Raw genomic sequence first — 18,921 nt, 5'->3', positions numbered from 1 at the left:
CGTTTTCAGCTATCTGAATGCGACCGAATATTTCAGACCGACAAACTTCAGCATATCGAAAGCCACATGCAGGTAGCGCCGCCGCAGGAAACTGATCTTCGCGGATGCGAGGCTCTCTTCGGATCGCAGCAAAGTCGAATACGGGACTCCAAACAACTGGCTGCAACGGCGGGCCGTCTTCACCATGTCCTGGAGGTTGCGTATCCGTTTCTCGACATTTCTGGTGCGGCTGGCGTTAGCGCCATGCAGCCGATAGGCGCCGACCGGCATGTCGATGAAGCCGAGCCCCTTCGTGGCGAGCAGGCGCAGGTAGATGTCCCAGTCTTCGACGGACAGTTCTTCGTTCCAGCCGCCCAGTGCTTCGAACGCGCTCTTGCGGATCATCAGGACCGGCCCTCCGACCGACCACCGGCAGATGATCTGCCGTCCCAGCGAGGCAGGCTCCAGATATTTGGACCTGTCGGCCCCATAAACGTCCGAGAGCAGGCTGTCGTGGACCTGACGATCCTCGCCGTCCACGACGACCGCATCTCCGAAAACCGCGCTTCGGGAACGGTCCTCCTGCAGGTAGGCGACTTGAGCGGAGATCCCGGCCGGCAGCAGGAAGTCGTCGCTCGCCACGACCCGCAGGAATTCGCCGTTCGCGAGCCTGCCCATCTCGTTGAGTGTTCGGGACACGCCCCGGTTCTCCCGGCGGCGAAACTTGACGTCGAGACTGCCCGAGTTACGGCTCATCCAGTCGGAAATGACGTCGGCCGTGCCGTCCGTCGAACCGTCGTCGATGACGACCAGCTCTTTTCGCGGATAAGCGTCTTCCAGGACGCTATCCAGACATCGCCGCACGTAGCCCTCGTGATTGTACGCCGGCACCAGAACTGAGACGAGGGGCACCTCGGTCATACGTCACCCGTTTGAAGCATTTGCCTTCCCGCACGCACCCGATCCGTCGAAAAGGCCACCGGAACGTATCGCCTCACAAACCATCCGACACGAGCGAAACGGCAAGCGCAACTGGCAACGACGCTGGACATCACACCCAAGACCGAACCGATGCGTCAGGACCGAAACCAGGACATTGACCGCGCAAGCGCTGTCGCTTTGGCCCAAATCGTCACGACCGGCGCACCTGCGCGAGATAGGTGTTGTAGTCGCGATAGTAGTCGTCCTCGTCGTACAGATTTGAGGCAAGGACCATGCAGACCGAGCCCGACGAGAAATTGTCCAGCTCGCGCCAGATCATCGGAGTTATCAGCAGGCCGTAATAGGATCGATTGAGATGGAAGACGCGTTTCTGGTGTCCATCATCGATGCGCACATCGAAGCTGCCGGCCATGGCCACGATCAACTGCGTGAGGGCCTTGTGCGCATGCCCTCCGCGCTCTGATCCGCCCGGAACATCGTAGAGGTAATAGACCCGCTTGATGTCGAACGGGACGTGCCGATTCGACTCGATGAAAGTCAGGTTTCCGCGTGGATCGCTGATCTTCGGCAGGTCGACGATCTTGCAGCGCTCGACGCTCACGTTTCCAGCCCCGGCTTGATCTTCGAAATCACTCGCGCGGGATTTCCGGCCACGACAGTCTCCTGCTCGACATCTCTTACGACGACCGCGCCTGCGCCGACCATCGCATTCCTCCCTATTCTGACGCCGGGGAGCACGACGGCACCGGCGCCGATGGACGCGCCGCTTTCGATGAACGTCTTCTCGAGGCGCGCGTCTCGATTCCGGCTGCGGGGAAAGCGATCGTTCGAGAACGTCACGTTGGGGCCAATGAAGACGTCATCCTCGACGACCATTCCATCCCAAAGCTGCACGCCGCACTTCAGCGTGACTCGGTCCCCGACGCTCACGTCGTTCTCGATGAAGCAATGGGAGCATATGTTGCAATCCTCCCCTATCCTCGCCTCGGGAAGAATGACGACGAATTGCCATATCCGGGACCGGTCCCCGATCCATTTGCTCTGAACATCGGACAAGGGATGGATGAAAGCAGATGTCATGATCTCGCCGCCGAGCGCTTGCCGATCGCGGAAACTGCATCAACCAGATGCTTGCTGACGTAATCGATCTGACCGAGATCGAGATGCGGCCCGATCGGCAGGCTCAGCACTTTGGCGCTCAACGACGATGCTCCGGCACAGGCGGCAACAAGCCCCTCGTAAGCCTTCGAGTCCGCAGGGCTGATGGGATAGTGAATCAAGGTTGCGATATCCATCCTGGCCAGATGTTCGACGACCCTGTTTCTCTCAGCCACCTGGACGACGAACAGATGCCAGACCGGCTGTGCGGAATCGACGACGCTGGGAAGCACGAGCGGCGCATCCGCCAGAAGCTCCATGTAGCGAGCCGCTTGAGCACGCCGGACTTCGTTCATCCCATCCAGGGCTCTCAGCTTCACCCGCAAATAGGCCGCCTGAAGCTCATCCAGCCTCGTGTTGAACCCGATTTCGTCGTGATGGTATTTTCGCGAAGATCCGTAGTTGGAGAGCTCGCGCGTGCGCTTCGCGAGGACGGGATCGTTCGTGACGATCGCGCCGCCATCACCGAGGGCTCCTAGATTCTTCCCCGGATAGAAGCTGAACCCGGCCGCATCCGCCAGCGCCCCGGCACGGCGGTTCCGGTAAGTGGCACCATGGGCCTGGGCCGCGTCCTCGATGACCTTGATCGAGTACTTTCGGCCGATCTGGTTGATGGCTTCCATCTCTGCGGGCTGACCGTAAAGATGGACGGCGATGATGGCCCGGGTCCGCGAGGTGATTTTCGCTTCGATCTGAGAGACGTCGATGTTGCAGGTGTCGAGCCGCGGCTCGACCGGAACGGGCGTCGCGCCCACATGCGTCACCGCGAGCCAGGTCGCGATAAACGTATTTGAGGGAACGATCACCTCATCGCCGGCACCGATGTCGTAACCTCTCAGGATGAGGTGAAGGGCATCGAGTCCGTTTCCCACTCCGACGGCATGGGCCGCTTCACAGTAGGTGGCAAACTCCTGCTCGAACGCTTCCAACTCGGGGCCGCGGATATACCATCCCGACGCCAAGACCCGATCCTGCGCAACAGCGAGCTCGGCCCGGAGCTGATTGTTGATTGCCTGCAGGTCTAGGAATGGGACCTTCATCCAAAGCTCTCCTCGTGGGCCTGCTGGACCAAGCAAATCCCTGCGCGGCATCGGATACGACGGAGTTGCTGACCGTTCTGCCGCTCCTCGGCATCCGGCTCCGACCGACCATCCGCGCCCGTGCTGCCCGGGTGTATATACTGCAAACCCCTGTGGGGAACGACCAATATGATTGGGAGACCGCCGGGGTCAACCAGCCAGCCCGGGCCCGGCCGTCGCCCACGAGACTGGTTGTTGAAGCCGGACCGGAAACCTAGAATTGATTCTGGTCAAAAATGCGCTCTGCCGATCTGCACTCTCGCGATCGTCGATCCATTTCGGTCGCCACCAGCTCGCAATCGCGGATCGTATACGGATCGGCCCATCGCCAGTCCGCAAGCCGCCAAACGACGGGAACGCGGGCGCCGATCGCGGCTCGGAGCATCGGATTGGTGCTATTCAATTCCGCCGGGTCTTGCCCCCGCAAGGGAAACTTTCTATCCACGATACGGCATTTTCAGGTGAACCTCGCAGAGCGGATCATACCCTTTCCGGGTGGTCGAACGTGCTGTGCTTGAACCATGCTCGGGGCTGGAAGACACCGTCCGGTCCGAGACACGCCATTTTCTCCCGGTGCAACACGGCCCGATGCGCATCCTGATCCTCAACGCCGACTATCCGCGCTTTCTCTCGTGGCTCTATCGGCGTCAGCCAGGCCTGGAGAACGAGCCTTACGCGGCGCAGATGGCGGCGCGCAACGCCAGCCTGTTCGGCGTTGCCGATTTCTACTCGCGCAATTTCGCCCGTCTCGGACACCTCGCCGCCGACATCCATATCAATAATCCATGGATGCGAGCGGCGTGGGCGCGCGAGCACGGAATCACCATTTCAGAGCCGGCACCGCCCGGCGCGCCGGCCGCGCGGGACGCCATTCCCGGCTGGCTGCAGCGCGCCGTCGCCCCCTTCAAGCCGGTATTGCGGCCGCTCGCGCGCAAGGTCGGCCTCAGCCCGCGCCTCGATGCCGAAGCCGAAAACATCCTGCTGGCGCAGATCGAGGATTTCAAACCGGACCTCGTGCTGAATCAGGACCTTTTCCATATCGACACGCGCCTGGCGCGCCGGATCAAGGCGATCGGCCGGCCGATCCTGATCGGTCAGATCGGCATCATCCCGTCGCGCGGTGAGGACTGGTCGGTCTACGATCTCCTGATCTCGCAAATCGCCGCGGTGGTGCACTTTTTCCGTGGGCACGGTGCGCGCGCAGAAGTGGTCCACCTGGCGTTCGAGCCGGACAATTTGAACGTTCTGCCGCCGGCACCGCCGCAGAACATCGATGTGTCCTTTGTCGGCGCGATCTCAGCCGATCACCAGCAGCGTGTCGCGCAGCTGGAAGCGGTGGCGCGGCGCCACGATCTCAAGCTCTTCGGCAGCGGCCTGCACACGCTCCCCGCCTCCTCGCCCCTGCACCGCTGTTACCAGGGCGAAGTATGGGGCGTGGAAATGTATCAGGCGCTGAGATCCTCCCGTATCACCCTGAACTCGCACATCGACGTCGCCGGCCCCGAAGCAGGCAACGCGCGTCTGTTCGAAGCCACCGGCGTCGGCACCTTCCTGCTGACCGATTTCAAGGACAATCTTCACACCCTGTTCGAACCCGACCGCGAGGTGGTGGCCTGGCGTTCGGCCGACGAATGCCTGGCCTTGGTCGATCGGTATCTCAGGGACGATCAGGCGCGGAACGCGATCGCAAAGGCGGGGCAGGCCCGAACGCTCGCGACCCACACCTTCCAGCGCCGCGTCGCCGACCTCATGCAATTCGTCGGCTAGATCAGGTGCCGGTTACTCCCGCCGTCCCCTCCCGAGCCGCCCTTGACGGCCCCGGCCAAAATGGCCAAAGTGCCGCGTTGGGACGCTATGTCACTCTAATCACAGCGCTTTTTGTCGAGGACTTGGATGGAACACGTCGAACATGTTCGATTCGGCGACCAGCTTTATGCGATCATCGTGCGCGCCTCGTTTCGCGAGCCGGGCATCCACTTCTTTTCGTCCCCGGAGCTGTCGCAGCAACTCGCCTTCATGAGCCATCCGCCGGGCAAGGCCATCGAGCCTCATCGCCACAACAAGGTGACGCGAGAGGTGCACTACACCCAGGAGGTTCTGCTGATCCAGAAGGGCAAGCTCCAGGTCGACTTCTACACGGTGGAGGAGGATTACCTCGAGAGCCGCGTGCTCGGCGCCGGCGACATCATCCTGCTGTGCAGCGGTGCCCACGGCTTCCACGTGCTCGAACCGCTCGAGATGTTCGAGATCAAGCAGGGTCCTTATTCCGGCGAGAACGACAAGACGCGGTTCGCCGAAGTCGCGCCGTCCGAAATCCGGATCAAGGGCCCGGGCCTGTGACCGCCCCGTTCATTCCCGTCAACACTCCGCTGCTTGACGGCAACGAGGCCGCGTACCTCGCCGAGTGCGTCCGCACCGGCTGGATCTCGTCGGAAGGGCCGTTCATCAAGCGCTTCGAGCAGGCGATGGCCGAGACCGCCGGGCGGCGCCACGGCATCGCGGTCACCAACGGCTCGGTCGCGCTCGACATCGCCGTTCATGCGCTCGGGATCGAGGCGGGCTCGGAGGTCATCATCCCGACCTTCACGATCATCAGCTGCGCCGCGGCCGTGGTGAGGGCCGGCCTCGTGCCCGTGGCCGTGGACTGCGACCCGGCGACCTGGAACATGACGGTCGAAGGCGTGGAAGCCGCGATCACCCCGCGCACGCGCGCAATCATGCTGGTTCACATCTACGGCCTGCCGGTCGATCTCGATCCGATCCTCGCGCTCGCCCGCAAGCATGACCTCAAGGTCATCGAGGATGCGGCCGAGATGCACGGCCAGACCTATCGGGGCGCGCCCTGCGGCAGCTTCGGCGATGTCTCGACCTTTAGCTTCTACCCCAACAAGCACGTCACCACCGGTGAAGGCGGCATGATCCTCACCGACGACGACGCGCTCGCCGAACGCCTGCAAGGCCTGCGCAATCTCTGCTTCCAGCCGCAGCAGCGCTTCATTCACGAAGAGCTCGGCTGGAATGCGCGCCTCACCAATCTGCAGGCCGCGCTCGGCGTCGCCCAGGTCGAGCGGCTGCCGCGTACGGTCGAGATCAAGCGCAGGATCGGGCGGCTCTATGACGAGCATCTGGGAGATGTGGGCGGCATCAGCCGTCCGGTCGCCCGGACCAACTATGCCGACAACATCTACTGGGTCTACGGCATCGTGCTGAACGACGACGCGCCGTTCGACGCCAAGGAGGCGATGAAGCGCCTTGCCGCCAAGGGCATCGGAACGCGACCGTTCTTCTGGTGCATGCACGAACAGCCGGTGCTGCGGCGGATGGGCCTGATGCGAGACGAGTCCCATCCGAACGCGGAACGCATCGCGCGCCGCGGCTTCTACCTGCCCAGCGGACTTGCCCTGACCGACGACGAGATCGCCCGCTCCGCAGCGATGCTGAAGGAGATCCTGGCGTGACGGTGTTCGCGGACTACGCCCCCTGGTACGACCTGCTTTACCGGGACAAGGACTACGCGGCGGAGACGGCGTTCGTCGAAGGCCGCCTGCGCGATCACGGCGTCGCCTCCGGCAGGATGCTCGATCTCGGCTGCGGGACCGGACTGCACGCGCTCGCCTTCGCACGCAAGGGCTGGAGCGTTGCCGGCATCGATCTGAGCCACGAGATGATCGCGAGCGCGAAGGCGCGCGCGGACCAGGCCGGGCTTTCGATTCCGTTTCGGCAGGGTGATGCCTGCGAAGCCGGTGCCGAACGCGATTTCGACGCGGTGGTGTCGCTGTTCCATGTCGCGAGCTACCAGACCAGCCGCGACCGGCTGGCGAAGATGTTCCGCACCGCGCATGCCGCGCTGAAGCCGGGCGGAGTGTTCTTCTTCGACTACTGGTATGGCGGCGCCGTGCTGGCGCAGGGCGTCGAGACCCGGGTCAAGGTGATCGAACAGAAGCCGCTGCGCCTCACCCGCATTGCCCAATCCGACCACGACGAGCAGCAGGCGACGGTCACGGTGAACTACACGCTGTTCTGCGAGGACACGGATCGCGCCACGATCCGGCGCGTCGATGAGGCGCACCACATGCGCTACTGGTTTCCGTTCGAGATCGACGCCGCGCTGCAGGCGAACGGTTTCCAGCCCGCTCATCACGCCGCATGGCTGACGCAGGATGCTCCGAGCACCAAGAGCTGGGCGGCCTACGCGATCGCCAGAAAGAACGTCACGCCGTGAGACCGCTGCGCCTCGCCGTCATGCTTGAACAGGCGCTCGAGGTCGGCGGCGGCTTCCAGCAGCCGCTCAACGACCTGCTCTGGCTGCGTGAATGGGCGGCCAAGTCCGGCAACGAGATCGTGGTCTACTCGCCCTATGCGCAGACGCTGGAGATCCTCAAGGAGTTCGGCATCGCGGCACGCCTGCGCAAATTCGGCGCCATCGACTATGTCTTCCTGTTCCTGAAATATTGCGGACCGTTCGATCTCGTCCAGATCGCGCTGAAGCTGAAGTCGCCGTTCGAGCGCGCCCTGATCCGCGACGGCATCGACGTCGTGCACTTCACCTCGACCTCGAAGCGGCATCTGCTGCTGTACGAGCTGCCGTTCAACATCACGATCTTCGACGGCTGTCATCGCGATGCGCCCGAGTTTCCGGAGGTCCGGACCTTCGGCGAATTCGAGCGCCGGGAGATCCTGTTCGGGCTGGCGAGCACCAAGGCGGCGGTCGTGATCGTCAACGCGCCCGAGCTGATCGACGATCTCTCGCGGCGCTATGCCATGGAACGAGAACGCGCGGTCTGCATTCCGTTCTCGCCGTCGACCTATGTCAGCCAGTCCGCGTCCGACGCCGACGACGACGCGGCGGTGCTGACCAAGTACCGTCTCGAACCGGGCTACCTGTTCTACCCGGCGCAGTTCTGGCCGCACAAGAACCACATGACGCTGCTTGCGGCGCTCGCACGGCTGCGCGAACGAGGCATCACCGAAAGGCTGGTGCTGTGCGGTTCGGATCGCGGCGGCCGCAACAAGATCGACGCGGCGATCCGGAGCTACGGATTGTCCGACCAGATCTCGATCATCGGCTTCGTCGAATCGGCCGAACTCGGCGCGCTCTATCGCGGCGCCGCGGCGCTGGTGATGCCGAGCTATTTCGGTCCGACCAACCTTCCGCCGCTGGAGGCCTGGGCGGTGGGCACGCCGGTGATCTATCCCGAGGCCTTCAAGGCACAGGCCGGCGACGCCGCGATCCTGTTCGACTATGACGATCCGCGCTCGCTTGCGGACGCGATTGTCGGTCTGCGCGCGGATGGCGCGCGGGAGCGGCTGAGCAAGGCCGGTCACCTCCGGCTCGGGCAATTCGCGCAGGAGACCGAGGCCGGCCGGCAGCAATTCGCCCGCCATCTGGAACGGCTGAAACACCGGCTGGCGCTGACGGCGCGCTGATATCCGCCGCCTAGGCCGGGATCAATGCGCGCAGGCGCTCGCGCAGCGCCGCATTCAGAAGCGGGCTTGCGAGCGCGCCGGCCACGATCACCCAGATCGCGCATTCAGCGACGAAGTGTACGGCTCCGCTGCCCGGAACGAGCGCGCCGATGACCGTCCCGATCAGCCAGCCCGCGCCGATGATGCAGACCGCCGTCAACGTCAGGAAAGCGACGTGCCTGAACGGATGATGCAGGGTCTGCCGCATGATGGCGAGCGCGAGCAGACCGAACTGGATCAAGATATCGCTCGCGACCATGGCGAGCGCGGCGCCCAGCGGTCCGAGCCGCAGGATCAGGACGACGGAGAGCGCGAGGAAGACGACGAGCTGAAGTCCCTTGGTGCGGATCAGGAGATCGCCCCGGTTGCTGTGATTGGCAAAGGCCAGCGCCAGCAGCGAGGGCGCGACCGCGGCCGAACCGAGCAGCAGCGTCATCGCAAGCGGCCCATCATAGGGAATGCTGCCATGTGTCCACAAGGTGAAGAAATCAGGCCAGAACGGCAACAGGCCCGCGACGATCACGCAGCCGACCAGCGTCACGAACACCGAGCCATGGGCGTAGAGATGCCGCAGCCGCTCCTTGTCGCCGATCGCATAATCGTGGCCGAGCTCGGCGGCGAGCGGAAGCGTCACCTGAAGGCAGAGCCCGCGCACGAGGCTTGCGATCACGCGCGTCAGCCCCCATTGCGCCACCGCGATACGATCGGTGACGAGTGCGGAGACGAGCAGAACCGGAACGTTCACGAGCGCGAGCTCGGTGATGTTGGCGACCGCAAAAGGCAGCGCGCGGCCGAACTGGCCGATGCTCCAGCGCAGGGATGACGGCGCGAATGACGGCTTGGCGGCGCCGCGCAGGAATGGAAACAGCCGCGGCGCATCGAACGCGACGACGAAGATCGCGAACAGGAGCTGCATCGACACGAAGGCGATCGCGACCGCGAGCAGGCTGCCGAACAGTGCCAGCGCCACCAGCTGGGCGATCTGGCCGAGCAGCAATGCGGCGTTCTGCAGCCAGACGGTCCGCCCGTAGCGGCCCCGCACCCTGTAGAGCCCGGAGGGGACGTTGGCGGGCAAGGCCAGCAGCATGCCCAGCGTCATCACCGCCATCGCCGCATCGAAGGTCGGCGTCGCATGGAAGCCGAGCACCGCCGACGGCGGCGCGAGGACCATCACTGCGCACAGCAGGACTCCCAGCCCCGCGACGATGGCGAAATAGATCCGCAGCATGCCCCGATAGAAGCTGGCGGTGCGCCCGTCGCAATCGGTGCAGGACTTGAATGCGAGAAACCGGTTGATCGCGCGAAGCTGCAATCCGGCATCCGCCACGACGACGAGGCTGCCCGCCGCATAGATCGCGAGCCAGGCGGCGAGCATGTCGCCGGTCCAGACATGCAGGAAGGCCGGGATCAGCAGGAGCTGCTGGGTCAGCCCCAGCACCACCTGGACCAGATTGGCCGACCAGCCCCGAACGAGCCGCCGGGCACGGCCGACGCCGCCGGGGCCGCTGGAACCGTCGGCCTTGCCAGACGCTTCGATGTGCGTGTCGGTCAAGCCGCATCCTTCCCGGCAGGCGATCCGCCCGGCCCCGATCGCCTCTCGATTCCCGCTGAAGGCCGCGTCTTAAGGCCGTTGGGCACGTTAGGCAAGCAATGGCGGCCTTCCGGCCGCGAAGGCGTGATCCGGACCGAGGCACTGGCGAAATCGCCCCTTCGCAGCGCCGGGCGATTGGATCAGGCTCGCATTTCTGCAAGCGGCATCCGCCCCTGCGCAGGCTTGCCGCATGCTCTTTCAGCACTATGGTAGGCCCCTATCCTGTCCCGGAGCCCCGCAAGATGTCCTTTCCGCATGCCTCGGAAGCCCTGTCGCGCTTTACCGTGCTCGATCTGACCCGCGTCCGGTCCGGGCCCACCTGTGTGCGGCAACTCGCCGACTGGGGCGCCAATGTCATCAAGGTCGACGCGCTGACCGAGGATGCCGGCGGCGAGCAGCCGGGCGGACCGCGGCGGGGTTCCGACTTCCAGAATTTGCACCGCAACAAGCGGGCGATGACGCTCAATCTGAAAAACGAGCGCGGGCTCGCCGTCTTCAAGCGTCTGGTCGCCAAGGCCGACGTCGTGGTCGAGAATTTCCGCCCCGACGTGAAGAAGAAGCTCGGCATCGACTATGACAGCCTGCGCGCGATCAACCCGGGCATCGTCTACGGCAGCATCTCCGGCTTCGGCCAGGACGGCCCCTATCACAAGCGGCCGGGCTTCGATCAGATTGCCCAGGGCATGGGCGGGCTGATGTCGATCACCGGTGCGCCGGGCGAAGGCCCGATGCGGGTCGGCATTCCCGTCGCCGATCTCACGGCGGGCCTGTTCTGTGCCATCGGCATCCTCACCGCGCTGCTGGAACGCGACGTCTCCGGCCAGGGCCAATGGGTGCAGACCTCCCTGTTGCAGGCACAGATCTTCATGCTCGACTTCCAGGCCGCACGCTGGCTGATGGAGAAGGAAGTCGCCAAGCAGGCCGGCAACAACCATCCGACCAGCATCCCGACCGGCGTCTTCAAGACCTCTGACGGGTACATCAACATCGCCACCACCGGCGGACGGATCTGGGAGCGCTGCGCGCAGGCCCTCGGCGCACCGGAGCTCTACAGCCATCCCGACTATGCGACCGCGCCTGCCCGCTCGAAGAACCGCGACGCGCTCAATGCCGAGATCGAGAAACGCACCGTGACGAAGTCCACCGAGACCTGGGTCCGGGAGCTCAACGATGCCGGCGTGCCCTGCGGACCGATCTATGCGATCGACCAGATGTTCGACGACGCGCAGGTCCGCCATCTCGGCATCGCGCAGGACGTGCCGAACGACGAGAATCGCCACATTCGCCTCGTCGGCCAGCCCGTCACTCTGTCGCGCACGCCGAGCAGGATGGTGGCGCGGCCGCCGGAATTCGGCGAGCAGACCGCCGAGGTCCTCGCCGAATTCGGTTTCAGCGCCGCCGAGATCGCGAAACTACGGGACGAGAAGGTTGTATAACGCTCCATGCTCTCTTCTTGAGCCGGCTTTGGCGTGATATTGGGCCTCTATCTGCCTGTAATTGCAGTTCAATCCTTGACTGTGTGAATCCCGGAACCTGAGGTCGAAACTCTCGCCGTGAGGGGTTTTCCAGGTGCGACGGCTTCGTATAGAAGCAGTCCAAGATATCCAAGGGAGCGTGTCTCCCCGTTCGGAGCGAGTGAATGAAAGTCGTCATCCTGGCCGGAGGCCTGGGCACCCGAATTGCCGAGGAAACCAGCACGCGCCCGAAGCCCATGGTCGAGATCGGCGGACGGCCGATCCTCTGGCACATCATGAAGATCTACAGCCATTACGGCTTCCATGATTTCGTGATCTGCCTTGGCTACAAGGGCTATTTGATCAAGGAGTACTTCGCCAACTACTTCCTTCACATGTCCGACGTCACGTTCCATCTCGCCGAAAACCGGATGGAGGTTCACCGCGAGGCTGCCGAGCCGTGGCGGGTCACGCTCGTCGATACCGGCGAGGAGACCCAGACCGGCGGCCGGCTGAAACGCGTGCTGCCCTACGTCGCCGACGAGCCGTTCTTCGCGCTGACCTATGGCGATGGCGTCGCCAACATCGACCTCAAGGCCCAGGTCGCCTTCCATCGGGAACATGGCCGCAACGCGACCGTTTCGGTGGTACGCCCGGCACGGCGGTTCGGCGCGGTCGCCATCGAAGGCAACAAGGTCGTCGACTTCGAAGAGAAGCCGCACAATGACGGTGGCTGGATCAACGGCGGGTTCTTCCTGCTGTCGCCGTCCGTCGGCGATCTCATCGCGGGCGACAAGACGGTGTGGGAACGCGAGCCGATGGAGCAGCTGGCGCGCAACGACCAGCTCCGTGCCTTCGTGCATCACGGCTTCTGGCATCCGATGGATACGCTGCGCGATCGCAACTACCTCGAGGACGAGTGGGCGAACAACCGCGCCCAATGGAGGGTCTGGTGACGGATCCGTCGTTCTGGCGCGGCAAGAAGGTCTTTCTGACCGGCCACACCGGCTTCAAGGGCGCGTGGGCTTCGCTGCTGCTGCGCCGCTTCGGCGCCAGCGTCTACGGCTATGCCTTGCCGCCGGATCATCCTTCGTCGCTGTTCGTGACGGCGCGGGTCGCCGACGACATCGAGCAATGCCTCGCCGACATTCGGGATCTCGGCAAGCTGCGGTCGGCGCTCGCGGAAGCCCAGCCGGACGTGATCATTCACATGGCCGCGCAGGCCCTGGTGCGGCCGTCCTACGCCGAACCGGTGGAGACCTTCGCCACCAATGTCATGGGCACGGTGCATGTGCTGGAGGCCGCGCGGCATCTGCCGTCCGTGAAGGCCGTTCTGATCGTCACCAGCGACAAGTGCTATGAGAACAACGGCGACCAGACCGCCTTCCGCGAGGGCGATCGCCTCGGCGGCAACGATCCCTACAGCAACAGCAAGGCCTGCGCGGAACTGGTGACCCATTCCTATCGGCGCAGCTTCTTTGCCGAGAACGGTGCCGCCCGCATTGCGAGCGCACGGGCAGGCAACGTGTTCGGCGGCGGCGACTGGTCGCGCGATCGCCTCGTGCCCGATGCCATGCAGGCGTTTCGCGACGGCCAGCCGCTGCGCATCCGCAATCCGAATTCGGTGCGGCCATGGCAGCATGCGCTCGATCCGGTCCTGGGCTATCTCACCCTCGTCGAGAAGCTGGCCGGCGATGCGAGCTTTGCCGACGGCTGGAACTTCGGACCGAATGCCGAGAGCGAGCAGCCCGTGCGGAACGTCGTGGAGCACCTCCAGCAACTCTGGGGCGACGGTGCACGCTGGATCAGCGATGACGGGCCGCATCCGCATGAAGCCGCTTTCCTGAGGCTCGATTGCGAGCGCGCCCGCACGCGCCTGAACTGGACGCCGCGGCTCGACCTCGTGCAGGGGCTCGGCCTCACGGTCGACTGGTACAAGGCGCATCAGCGCGGTCAGGACATGCGCCAGACCTCGCTCGAACAGCTCGAACTCGTGCTCGGTGGTGCCGCCGCGAGCGGCACACCGCAGCCGGCATCTGAATCATCACGCGGCCAGGCGGCCGCCGTCAACGCAAAGTCATTCTCATGAAATCGTCGTCAGCACCCGCGCAGGCGGGTCAACGAAGCCCTGAAGAGATCAGGGCATCCATCATGGAGCTGGTGGAGGAATATTCCGCCCTCGCCCATGCCTCGAAGCCGTTCGTCGCGGGTCAGTCGTCCGTGCCGGTATCGGGACGCGTGTTCGATGCGAGCGACGTCAAGTCGCTCGTCGATTCGGCGCTGGATTTCTGGCTGACCACCGGCCGCTTCAACGACGAGTTCCAGCAGAAGCTCGCCAAGCGCGTCGGCGCCCGTTACGCCATGACCGTCAACTCGGGCTCGTCGGCTAATCTCGTCGCCTTCTCGGCGCTGACTTCGCCCCTGCTCCGCGACCGTCAGGTTCCGGCCGGCAGCGAGGTGATCACCGCCGCGACCGGTTTTCCGACCACCGTCAATCCCGCGATGACGCAGGGCATGGTGCCGGTATTCGTCGACGTCGACATTCCCACCTACAACATCATTCCGGAGCTCGTCGAAGAAGCGATCACGCCGAACACCCGCGCGATCATGGTGGCGCACACGCTCGGCAATCCATTCGACGTCGGCAAGATCGCCGACATCGCCAAGCGGCACAAACTCTGGCTGATCGAGGATTGCTGCGACGCGTTGGGCGCGACGTTCGCGGGACGCCATGTCGGCACGTTCGGCGACATCGGCACGCTCAGCTTCTATCCGGCTCACCACATCACGATGGGCGAAGGCGGCGCGGTCTTCACGAGCCATCCCGCGCTCCGCCGCGCGATGGAGACATTCCGCGACTGGGGCCGCGACTGCTATTGCGAGCCCGGCAAGGACAACACCTGTCAGCGCCGCTTCGACTGGCAGCTCGGCGAGCTGCCCCATGGCTACGATCACAAATACATCTACAGCCATCTCGGCTTCAACCTGAAGATCACCGACATGCAGGCGGCGGTCGGCGTCTCCCAGCTCGATCATCTCGAGGGCTTCATCGCCGCTCGTCGGCGGAATTTCGATCTGCTGAAGAGCGGATTGAAGCCGCTCGAGGAGTTCTTCGTTCTACCCGAGCCGACGCCGAACAGCGACCCGTCATGGTTCGGCTTCGTGCTGACGGTTCGCGAAGACGCGCCGTTCAAGCGGGACGCCATCGTGCGTCATCTGAACGAGCGCGGGATCGGCACCCGCCTCCTGTTCGGCGGCAACCTGGTGCGACAGCCCTACATGACCGGACGGAATTTCCGCGTGCACGGCTCGCTTGCCAACAGCGACCGGATCATGAACCAGACTTTCTGGATCGGCGTCTATCCGGGTCTCGGCGACGAGCACATCGGTTACGTGCTCCAGGTGATCAGCGATTTCTGCGCCGCCCAGAGCCGCGGCGCCTAGTGCGGGGAATGACGCGATGAACGGAGCCCAGTACATTGCGGAGTTTCTCGCGCGGGTCGGCAGCGACCGGGTGTTTCTCCTGACGGGAGGCGCCTGCGCGTTCATGATCGACGCGGTCGCGCAACATCCGAAGCTCAGCTACACCTGCTTCCAGCACGAGCAGGGCGCCGCGATGGCCGCGGATGCGCTGTGGCGCGTCAACCGCAAGGTCGGCGTCACCCTCGCCACGTCAGGCCCGGGCGCGACCAATCTCATTACCGGCATCGCCACCTCCCATTTCGATTCCGTCCCGTCCCTGCACATCACCGGTCAGGTCAACCAGCGCGAGAGCAGCGCCTTCCACGGCGCCAATGTGCGCCAGGCTGGTTTCCAGGAAACCAGGATCGTGGAGATGGTCAAGCCGATCACCAAATACGCGGTGATGGTCAAGAGCGCGGCCGAACTGCGCGAAGAGCTGGCCAAGGCCTATTCGATCGCGACCTCCGGACGGATGGGCCCGGTGCTGATCGATGTGCCCATGGACGTCCAGCAGGCCGAGATGGGAGAAGAACTGCTCCTTCCGTCCAAGATCTCCGAGGCGACCGAAGAGCCGGCAAAGGTGGTGTCGGATCTCGCACGGACGCTGGCCGGAGCGAAGCGCCCGGTTGTCCTCTGGGGCGCGGGCGTCGGGCTCGCCGGCATCGAGCAAGAGGTCTCGGACTGGTTGAAGCGGAGCGGCCTGCCGTTCGTCTCGAGCTGGGCCGGCCTCAGCTATTTCGATCATGACCACCCCGGCTTCCTCGGTCAGATCGGCGTCTACGGCAACCGCGGCGCCAACTTCGTGCTGCAGAACGCGGATGCCGTGCTGGTGCTCGGCAGTCGTCTCGACAACCGCCAGCGCTCCGGCAACACCAAGCAGTTCGCAACGGGCGCGACCGTCCATGTCGTCGACGTCGACAAGGAGGAACTCGCCAAATATCGCAATGACGGGTACCGCGTCAGCCATCTCGATTTCGCCGAGCTGCCGGAAGTGTTGCGTCAACTCGATGTCGCGCCGCTGAGCAACGAGTGGAGCGATTACGTCGCCGAGATGAAGCAGAGCTACTACCACAAGGAGATCAGCACTTCCGCGGCGCGCTTGAACTCGCTGTCTCCCTACGACGTGATCCGGCGGATCAACGAGATCATCGCGGACGACGCGATCGTCATCGGCGACACCGGCGCCGCGGTCTGCTGGCTCTACCAGGCCTTCCAGGTGAAACGGCACACGCTGTTCAATCCGGGCGGCAACTCGCCGATGGGCTATGCGCTGCCGGCTGCGATCGGAGCCAAGATCGATCGTCCGGACCGGCAGGTCATCTCCTACAACGGAGACGGCGGCTTTCACGTCAACATCCAGGAACTCCAGACTGTCCGGCACAACAATCTCGATATCGCGATCATCGTGATGAACAATGGATCGTACGGGATCATCAAGCAGTTCCAGGACAGCTACATGCAGAGCCGCTACACCGCCTCGCGCGACGGCTTAAGCTTTCCGGATTTCGGCGCGCTCGCGGCCGCCTATGGACTGCGCTACGCCCGCATCGAGCATCTGGAGCAGATCGATCCGGCCTTGTTCACGGGAGGGCCGATCGTGATCGACGTGATACTCAGCGAGCACACGCTGATCGAACCCAAGCTCGAGATGGGACGCCCCATCAACGATCAGTTTCCCTATCTCAACGAGAGCGAATACGCGGCGGGCAACCGCTTCGTGGACTATCCCAGGCCGGCTTCCCTGCGAACCACCTAGGATGGATCCGGCGAAGGGGCACTCCAGAACATCGGCGGTATCTTGATGCGCATCTTCGTGACGGGCGCTACCGGCTTCCTGGGATCGTACGTCGCAGAGAACCTCCTCGCGCAGGGACACGACGTCGCCGTGCTGCTGCGACCCGGCACCAGGCCCTGGCGTCTCGCGGCGATCCTGGATCGCCTCGACATCATCGAGGGCGCGTTCGACGAGCCCGCCACGATCGGAACGGCGCTCCGTTCCTTCGCGCCCGATGCCGTCGTCCACATGGCATGGCGCGGCGTCGACAACCGCGAGCGAAACAGCGCCGACCAGGCCCGCAACATCGTCGACGCCGTGGAGCTGGCCGACCTCTCGGCCGACGCCGGCGCGACGATCTTCATCGGCGCGGGATCGCAGGCTGAATACGGCCCTTACGATCGCGCGATCAGCGAAAGCGACGTGCCGCGCCCGACCACGCTCTACGGCATCGCCAAGCTCGCAAGCGGCCTCATGACCGAACGGCGCTGCGCCGAGCGCAAGCTGCGTTTCGTCTGGCTGCGCATATTCTCGACCTACGGTCCGAAGGATGGCGAGTCCTGGCTGATTCCGAGCTTGATCCGAACCCTGCGTGCCAACGGGCATATGAAATTGACCGCGTGCGAACAGCGCTGGGGCTTCCTTCACGCCCGCGATGCGGCCGCCGCCGTCAGCCTGGCGCTCGCGAACCCGGCTGCGCACGGAACCTACAATCTGGGCAGTCCCGACGCGCCGCAACTTCGCGACACCGTGAGGCGGGTGCATGACCTCGTCGGGGCCGGCGAGCTCGGCATCGGTGAGGTGCCGTATCGACCGGATCAGGTCATGGTGCTGGCGGCGGACATGAGGCGGCTCGAAGCTTTGGGCTGGCGTCCCGCGATCGGTCTCGACGAAGGATTGCGGGAAACGGTCGCCTGGTACGAGACGGCGGAACGCGCCGCGAAGTGAGCCCTAGGCGGACGGACCGTCGAAATTCACGCGTTCGCGCTCGAACACCACGGGCTTTTCCCGGACCTGGCCATAGATCGCCAGGATATATTCGCCGATCATGCCCATGAAGAAGAGCTGCACGCCACCGAAGAAGAACATCGCAACAATCAGCGTCAGGATTCCCGGCTCGGCAAGGCGCCGGTAGAGGACGAGGCCGAGCAGGAGGTTGATGACGGCGTAGGCGATGCTCGCGAAGGACAGCACGAAGCCCGCATAGAGGCCGAACCGCAGCGGCGCCGACGTGAACGACACCAGCCCGTTCAGACCCTGGTCGATGAGCGCCGCGGCGCGATTCTTCGACAGTCCCTTCTTCCGGGCACGCCAGGTGTAGGGAACGCCGATGGCGCGACCGCCGCACTCGAAGGTCATCATCCGCATGAACGGATATCCGTCACGGACACGCCGCATCCGTTCGACCACGTTGCGGTCGACGAGCTGGAAATCGCCGACGCCCGGCGGCACCTTGATCTCGGAGAATCGCGTGAGCAGGCGGTAATAGGCGTTGCGGATGCTGCGCATCATCCGGCCCTCCTCGCGAACCGCGCGGATGCCGTAGACGATCTCGTAGCCGGTCTCCCACAGCTTGACGAATTCCGGGATCAGCTCCGGCGGGTCCTGCAGGTCCGCCGGCATGAACAGCAGGACGGCATCGCCGGTCGCAGCCATGACCCCGTTGAACGTGTTGCGGAGCGGACCGAAATTGCGCGCATTGACGATTATCTTGACGCCGGGATCGCCGGCAGCGATCTCCCGGAGAATCTCGACCGTACGATCCTCCGAGGCGTTGTCGCAGAAAATGTGCTCGCAACGATAGCCCTGCAGATGCTCGTCGAAGACGCGGCGGACGGCCTCGTAGCAATCGCGGATACTCGCCTCTTCGTTGTAGCACGGCGTAACGATACTTATTGTCTTCACTGCGAGATCCTGGGGGTCCGCGCGGCAGGCTCCGACCCGCCAAATGGCGACTTCGACCCACTCACAACATCAGATTTGCGGCCGACTAGAGCACCGCGAAAGCACGTTTGC

Annotated in this window: 17 protein-coding genes; 11 read left to right on the top strand and 6 right to left on the bottom strand. The window is 64.2% G+C overall.

The window, feature by feature from the left end; all coding sequences use genetic code 11:
- Nucleotides 1-9 precede the first annotated feature (9 nt).
- The 4 genes from QM712_RS09240 to QM712_RS09225 form a co-directional block, all read right to left on the bottom strand.
- Entirely contained in the window at nucleotides 10-900 is an 891-nt protein-coding gene (locus tag QM712_RS09240) for a glycosyltransferase family 2 protein (protein WP_415022776.1), read from the bottom strand.
- Nucleotides 901-1,111: 211 nt separating this feature from the next.
- A complete protein-coding gene (locus tag QM712_RS09235) occupies nucleotides 1,112-1,522 on the bottom strand; it encodes a sugar 3,4-ketoisomerase (protein WP_415022775.1) in 411 nt (136 codons plus the stop codon).
- The gene (locus QM712_RS09230) at nucleotides 1,519-2,001 is read right to left on the bottom strand and encodes an acyltransferase (RefSeq protein WP_415022774.1); all 483 of its coding nucleotides are present in this window, start codon (nucleotides 1,999-2,001) and stop codon (nucleotides 1,519-1,521) included. Before QM712_RS09230 ends, QM712_RS09235 begins: the two co-directional genes overlap by 4 nt.
- Complete coding sequence (locus QM712_RS09225) at nucleotides 1,998-3,119, bottom strand: DegT/DnrJ/EryC1/StrS family aminotransferase (protein WP_415022773.1); 1,122 nt, start codon at nucleotides 3,117-3,119, stop codon at nucleotides 1,998-2,000. The genes QM712_RS09230 and QM712_RS09225 overlap by 4 nt, the downstream gene beginning before the upstream one ends.
- Nucleotides 3,120-3,746: 627 nt before the next feature.
- Here QM712_RS09225 and QM712_RS09220 point away from each other — a divergent pair.
- From QM712_RS09220 to QM712_RS09200, 5 genes are all read left to right on the top strand, one after another.
- Nucleotides 3,747-4,925: a CgeB family protein gene (locus tag QM712_RS09220; RefSeq protein ID WP_415022772.1), complete on the top strand. Its 1,179-nt coding sequence runs from the start codon at nucleotides 3,747-3,749 to the stop codon at nucleotides 4,923-4,925.
- Nucleotides 4,926-5,051: 126 nt separating this feature from the next.
- A complete protein-coding gene (locus QM712_RS09215) occupies nucleotides 5,052-5,498 on the top strand; it encodes a hypothetical protein (RefSeq protein ID WP_415022771.1) in 447 nt (148 codons plus the stop codon).
- A complete protein-coding gene (locus tag QM712_RS09210) occupies nucleotides 5,495-6,616 on the top strand; it encodes a DegT/DnrJ/EryC1/StrS family aminotransferase (RefSeq protein ID WP_415022770.1) in 1,122 nt (373 codons plus the stop codon). Before QM712_RS09215 ends, QM712_RS09210 begins: the two co-directional genes overlap by 4 nt.
- A complete protein-coding gene (locus QM712_RS09205) occupies nucleotides 6,613-7,380 on the top strand; it encodes a class I SAM-dependent DNA methyltransferase (RefSeq protein ID WP_415022769.1) in 768 nt (255 codons plus the stop codon). Before QM712_RS09210 ends, QM712_RS09205 begins: the two co-directional genes overlap by 4 nt.
- Complete coding sequence (locus QM712_RS09200; protein WP_415022768.1) at nucleotides 7,377-8,585, top strand: glycosyltransferase; 1,209 nt, start codon at nucleotides 7,377-7,379, stop codon at nucleotides 8,583-8,585. Before QM712_RS09205 ends, QM712_RS09200 begins: the two co-directional genes overlap by 4 nt.
- Nucleotides 8,586-8,595: 10 nt before the next feature.
- Here the strand turns inward: QM712_RS09200 and QM712_RS09195 are convergent, their stop codons facing one another.
- Complete coding sequence (locus QM712_RS09195; protein ID WP_415022767.1) at nucleotides 8,596-10,176, bottom strand: lipopolysaccharide biosynthesis protein; 1,581 nt, start codon at nucleotides 10,174-10,176, stop codon at nucleotides 8,596-8,598.
- 281 nt (nucleotides 10,177-10,457) lie between these two features.
- On the opposite strand from QM712_RS09195, the gene QM712_RS09190 reads away from it, so the two are divergent.
- The 6 genes from QM712_RS09190 to QM712_RS09165 all read left to right on the top strand — a co-directional run bounded on the left by QM712_RS09190 (nucleotide 10,458) and on the right by QM712_RS09165 (nucleotide 17,853).
- Nucleotides 10,458-11,651, top strand: coding sequence for a CaiB/BaiF CoA transferase family protein (locus QM712_RS09190; RefSeq protein ID WP_415022766.1), 1,194 nt, complete (start codon nucleotides 10,458-10,460; stop codon nucleotides 11,649-11,651).
- Between the two features lie 203 nt (nucleotides 11,652-11,854).
- Nucleotides 11,855-12,625 carry a glucose-1-phosphate cytidylyltransferase gene (rfbF, locus tag QM712_RS09185; protein ID WP_415022765.1) on the top strand — a complete coding sequence of 257 codons (771 nt, stop codon included), beginning with the start codon at nucleotides 11,855-11,857 and terminating at the stop codon, nucleotides 12,623-12,625.
- On the top strand, nucleotides 12,622-13,758 hold the full coding sequence (rfbG, locus tag QM712_RS09180) for a CDP-glucose 4,6-dehydratase (protein ID WP_415022764.1): 1,137 nt from the start codon (nucleotides 12,622-12,624) through the stop codon (nucleotides 13,756-13,758). The genes rfbF and rfbG overlap by 4 nt, the downstream gene beginning before the upstream one ends.
- Nucleotides 13,755-15,113 (top strand): lipopolysaccharide biosynthesis protein RfbH, encoded by a 1,359-nt coding sequence (rfbH, locus tag QM712_RS09175; RefSeq protein ID WP_415022763.1) that lies wholly within the window; start codon nucleotides 13,755-13,757, stop codon nucleotides 15,111-15,113. Before rfbG ends, rfbH begins: the two co-directional genes overlap by 4 nt.
- Nucleotides 15,114-15,129: 16 nt before the next feature.
- Nucleotides 15,130-16,887, top strand: a complete 1,758-nt coding sequence (locus QM712_RS09170) for a thiamine pyrophosphate-binding protein (RefSeq protein ID WP_415022762.1) — start codon at nucleotides 15,130-15,132, stop codon at nucleotides 16,885-16,887.
- A gap of 45 nt (nucleotides 16,888-16,932) precedes the next feature.
- A complete protein-coding gene (locus QM712_RS09165) occupies nucleotides 16,933-17,853 on the top strand; it encodes an NAD-dependent epimerase/dehydratase family protein (RefSeq protein ID WP_415022761.1) in 921 nt (306 codons plus the stop codon).
- Between the two features lie 3 nt (nucleotides 17,854-17,856).
- Here QM712_RS09165 and QM712_RS09160 read toward each other — a convergent pair whose 3' ends face one another.
- Nucleotides 17,857-18,810: a glycosyltransferase family 2 protein gene (locus QM712_RS09160; RefSeq protein WP_415022760.1), complete on the bottom strand. Its 954-nt coding sequence runs from the start codon at nucleotides 18,808-18,810 to the stop codon at nucleotides 17,857-17,859.
- Between the last annotated feature and the right edge of the window lie 111 nt (nucleotides 18,811-18,921).

Source organism: Bradyrhizobium sp. (genome assembly GCF_047605465.1).
Lineage (GTDB): Bacteria > Pseudomonadota > Alphaproteobacteria > Rhizobiales > Xanthobacteraceae > Bradyrhizobium.
This window is presented reverse-complemented; position numbering and strand designations above follow the sequence as displayed.

Bases quoted from the DNA above. Each gene is read 5' to 3' on its own strand.
- QM712_RS09240 (WP_415022776.1), bottom strand. From the start codon at position 900: ATGACCGAGGTGCCCCTCGTCTCAGTTCTGGTGCCGGCGTACAATCAC.
- QM712_RS09230 (WP_415022774.1), bottom strand. From the start codon at position 2,001: ATGACATCTGCTTTCATCCATCCCTTGTCCGATGTTCAGAGCAAATGG.
- QM712_RS09225 (WP_415022773.1), bottom strand. From the start codon at position 3,119: ATGAAGGTCCCATTCCTAGACCTGCAGGCAATCAACAATCAGCTCCGG.
- QM712_RS09220 (WP_415022772.1), top strand. From the start codon at position 3,747: ATGCGCATCCTGATCCTCAACGCCGACTATCCGCGCTTTCTCTCGTGG.
- QM712_RS09215 (WP_415022771.1), top strand. From the start codon at position 5,052: ATGGAACACGTCGAACATGTTCGATTCGGCGACCAGCTTTATGCGATC.
- QM712_RS09190 (WP_415022766.1), top strand. From the start codon at position 10,458: ATGTCCTTTCCGCATGCCTCGGAAGCCCTGTCGCGCTTTACCGTGCTC.
- rfbF (WP_415022765.1), top strand. From the start codon at position 11,855: ATGAAAGTCGTCATCCTGGCCGGAGGCCTGGGCACCCGAATTGCCGAG.
- rfbH (WP_415022763.1), top strand. From the start codon at position 13,755: ATGAAATCGTCGTCAGCACCCGCGCAGGCGGGTCAACGAAGCCCTGAA.
- QM712_RS09170 (WP_415022762.1), top strand. From the start codon at position 15,130: ATGAACGGAGCCCAGTACATTGCGGAGTTTCTCGCGCGGGTCGGCAGC.
- QM712_RS09165 (WP_415022761.1), top strand. From the start codon at position 16,933: ATGCGCATCTTCGTGACGGGCGCTACCGGCTTCCTGGGATCGTACGTC.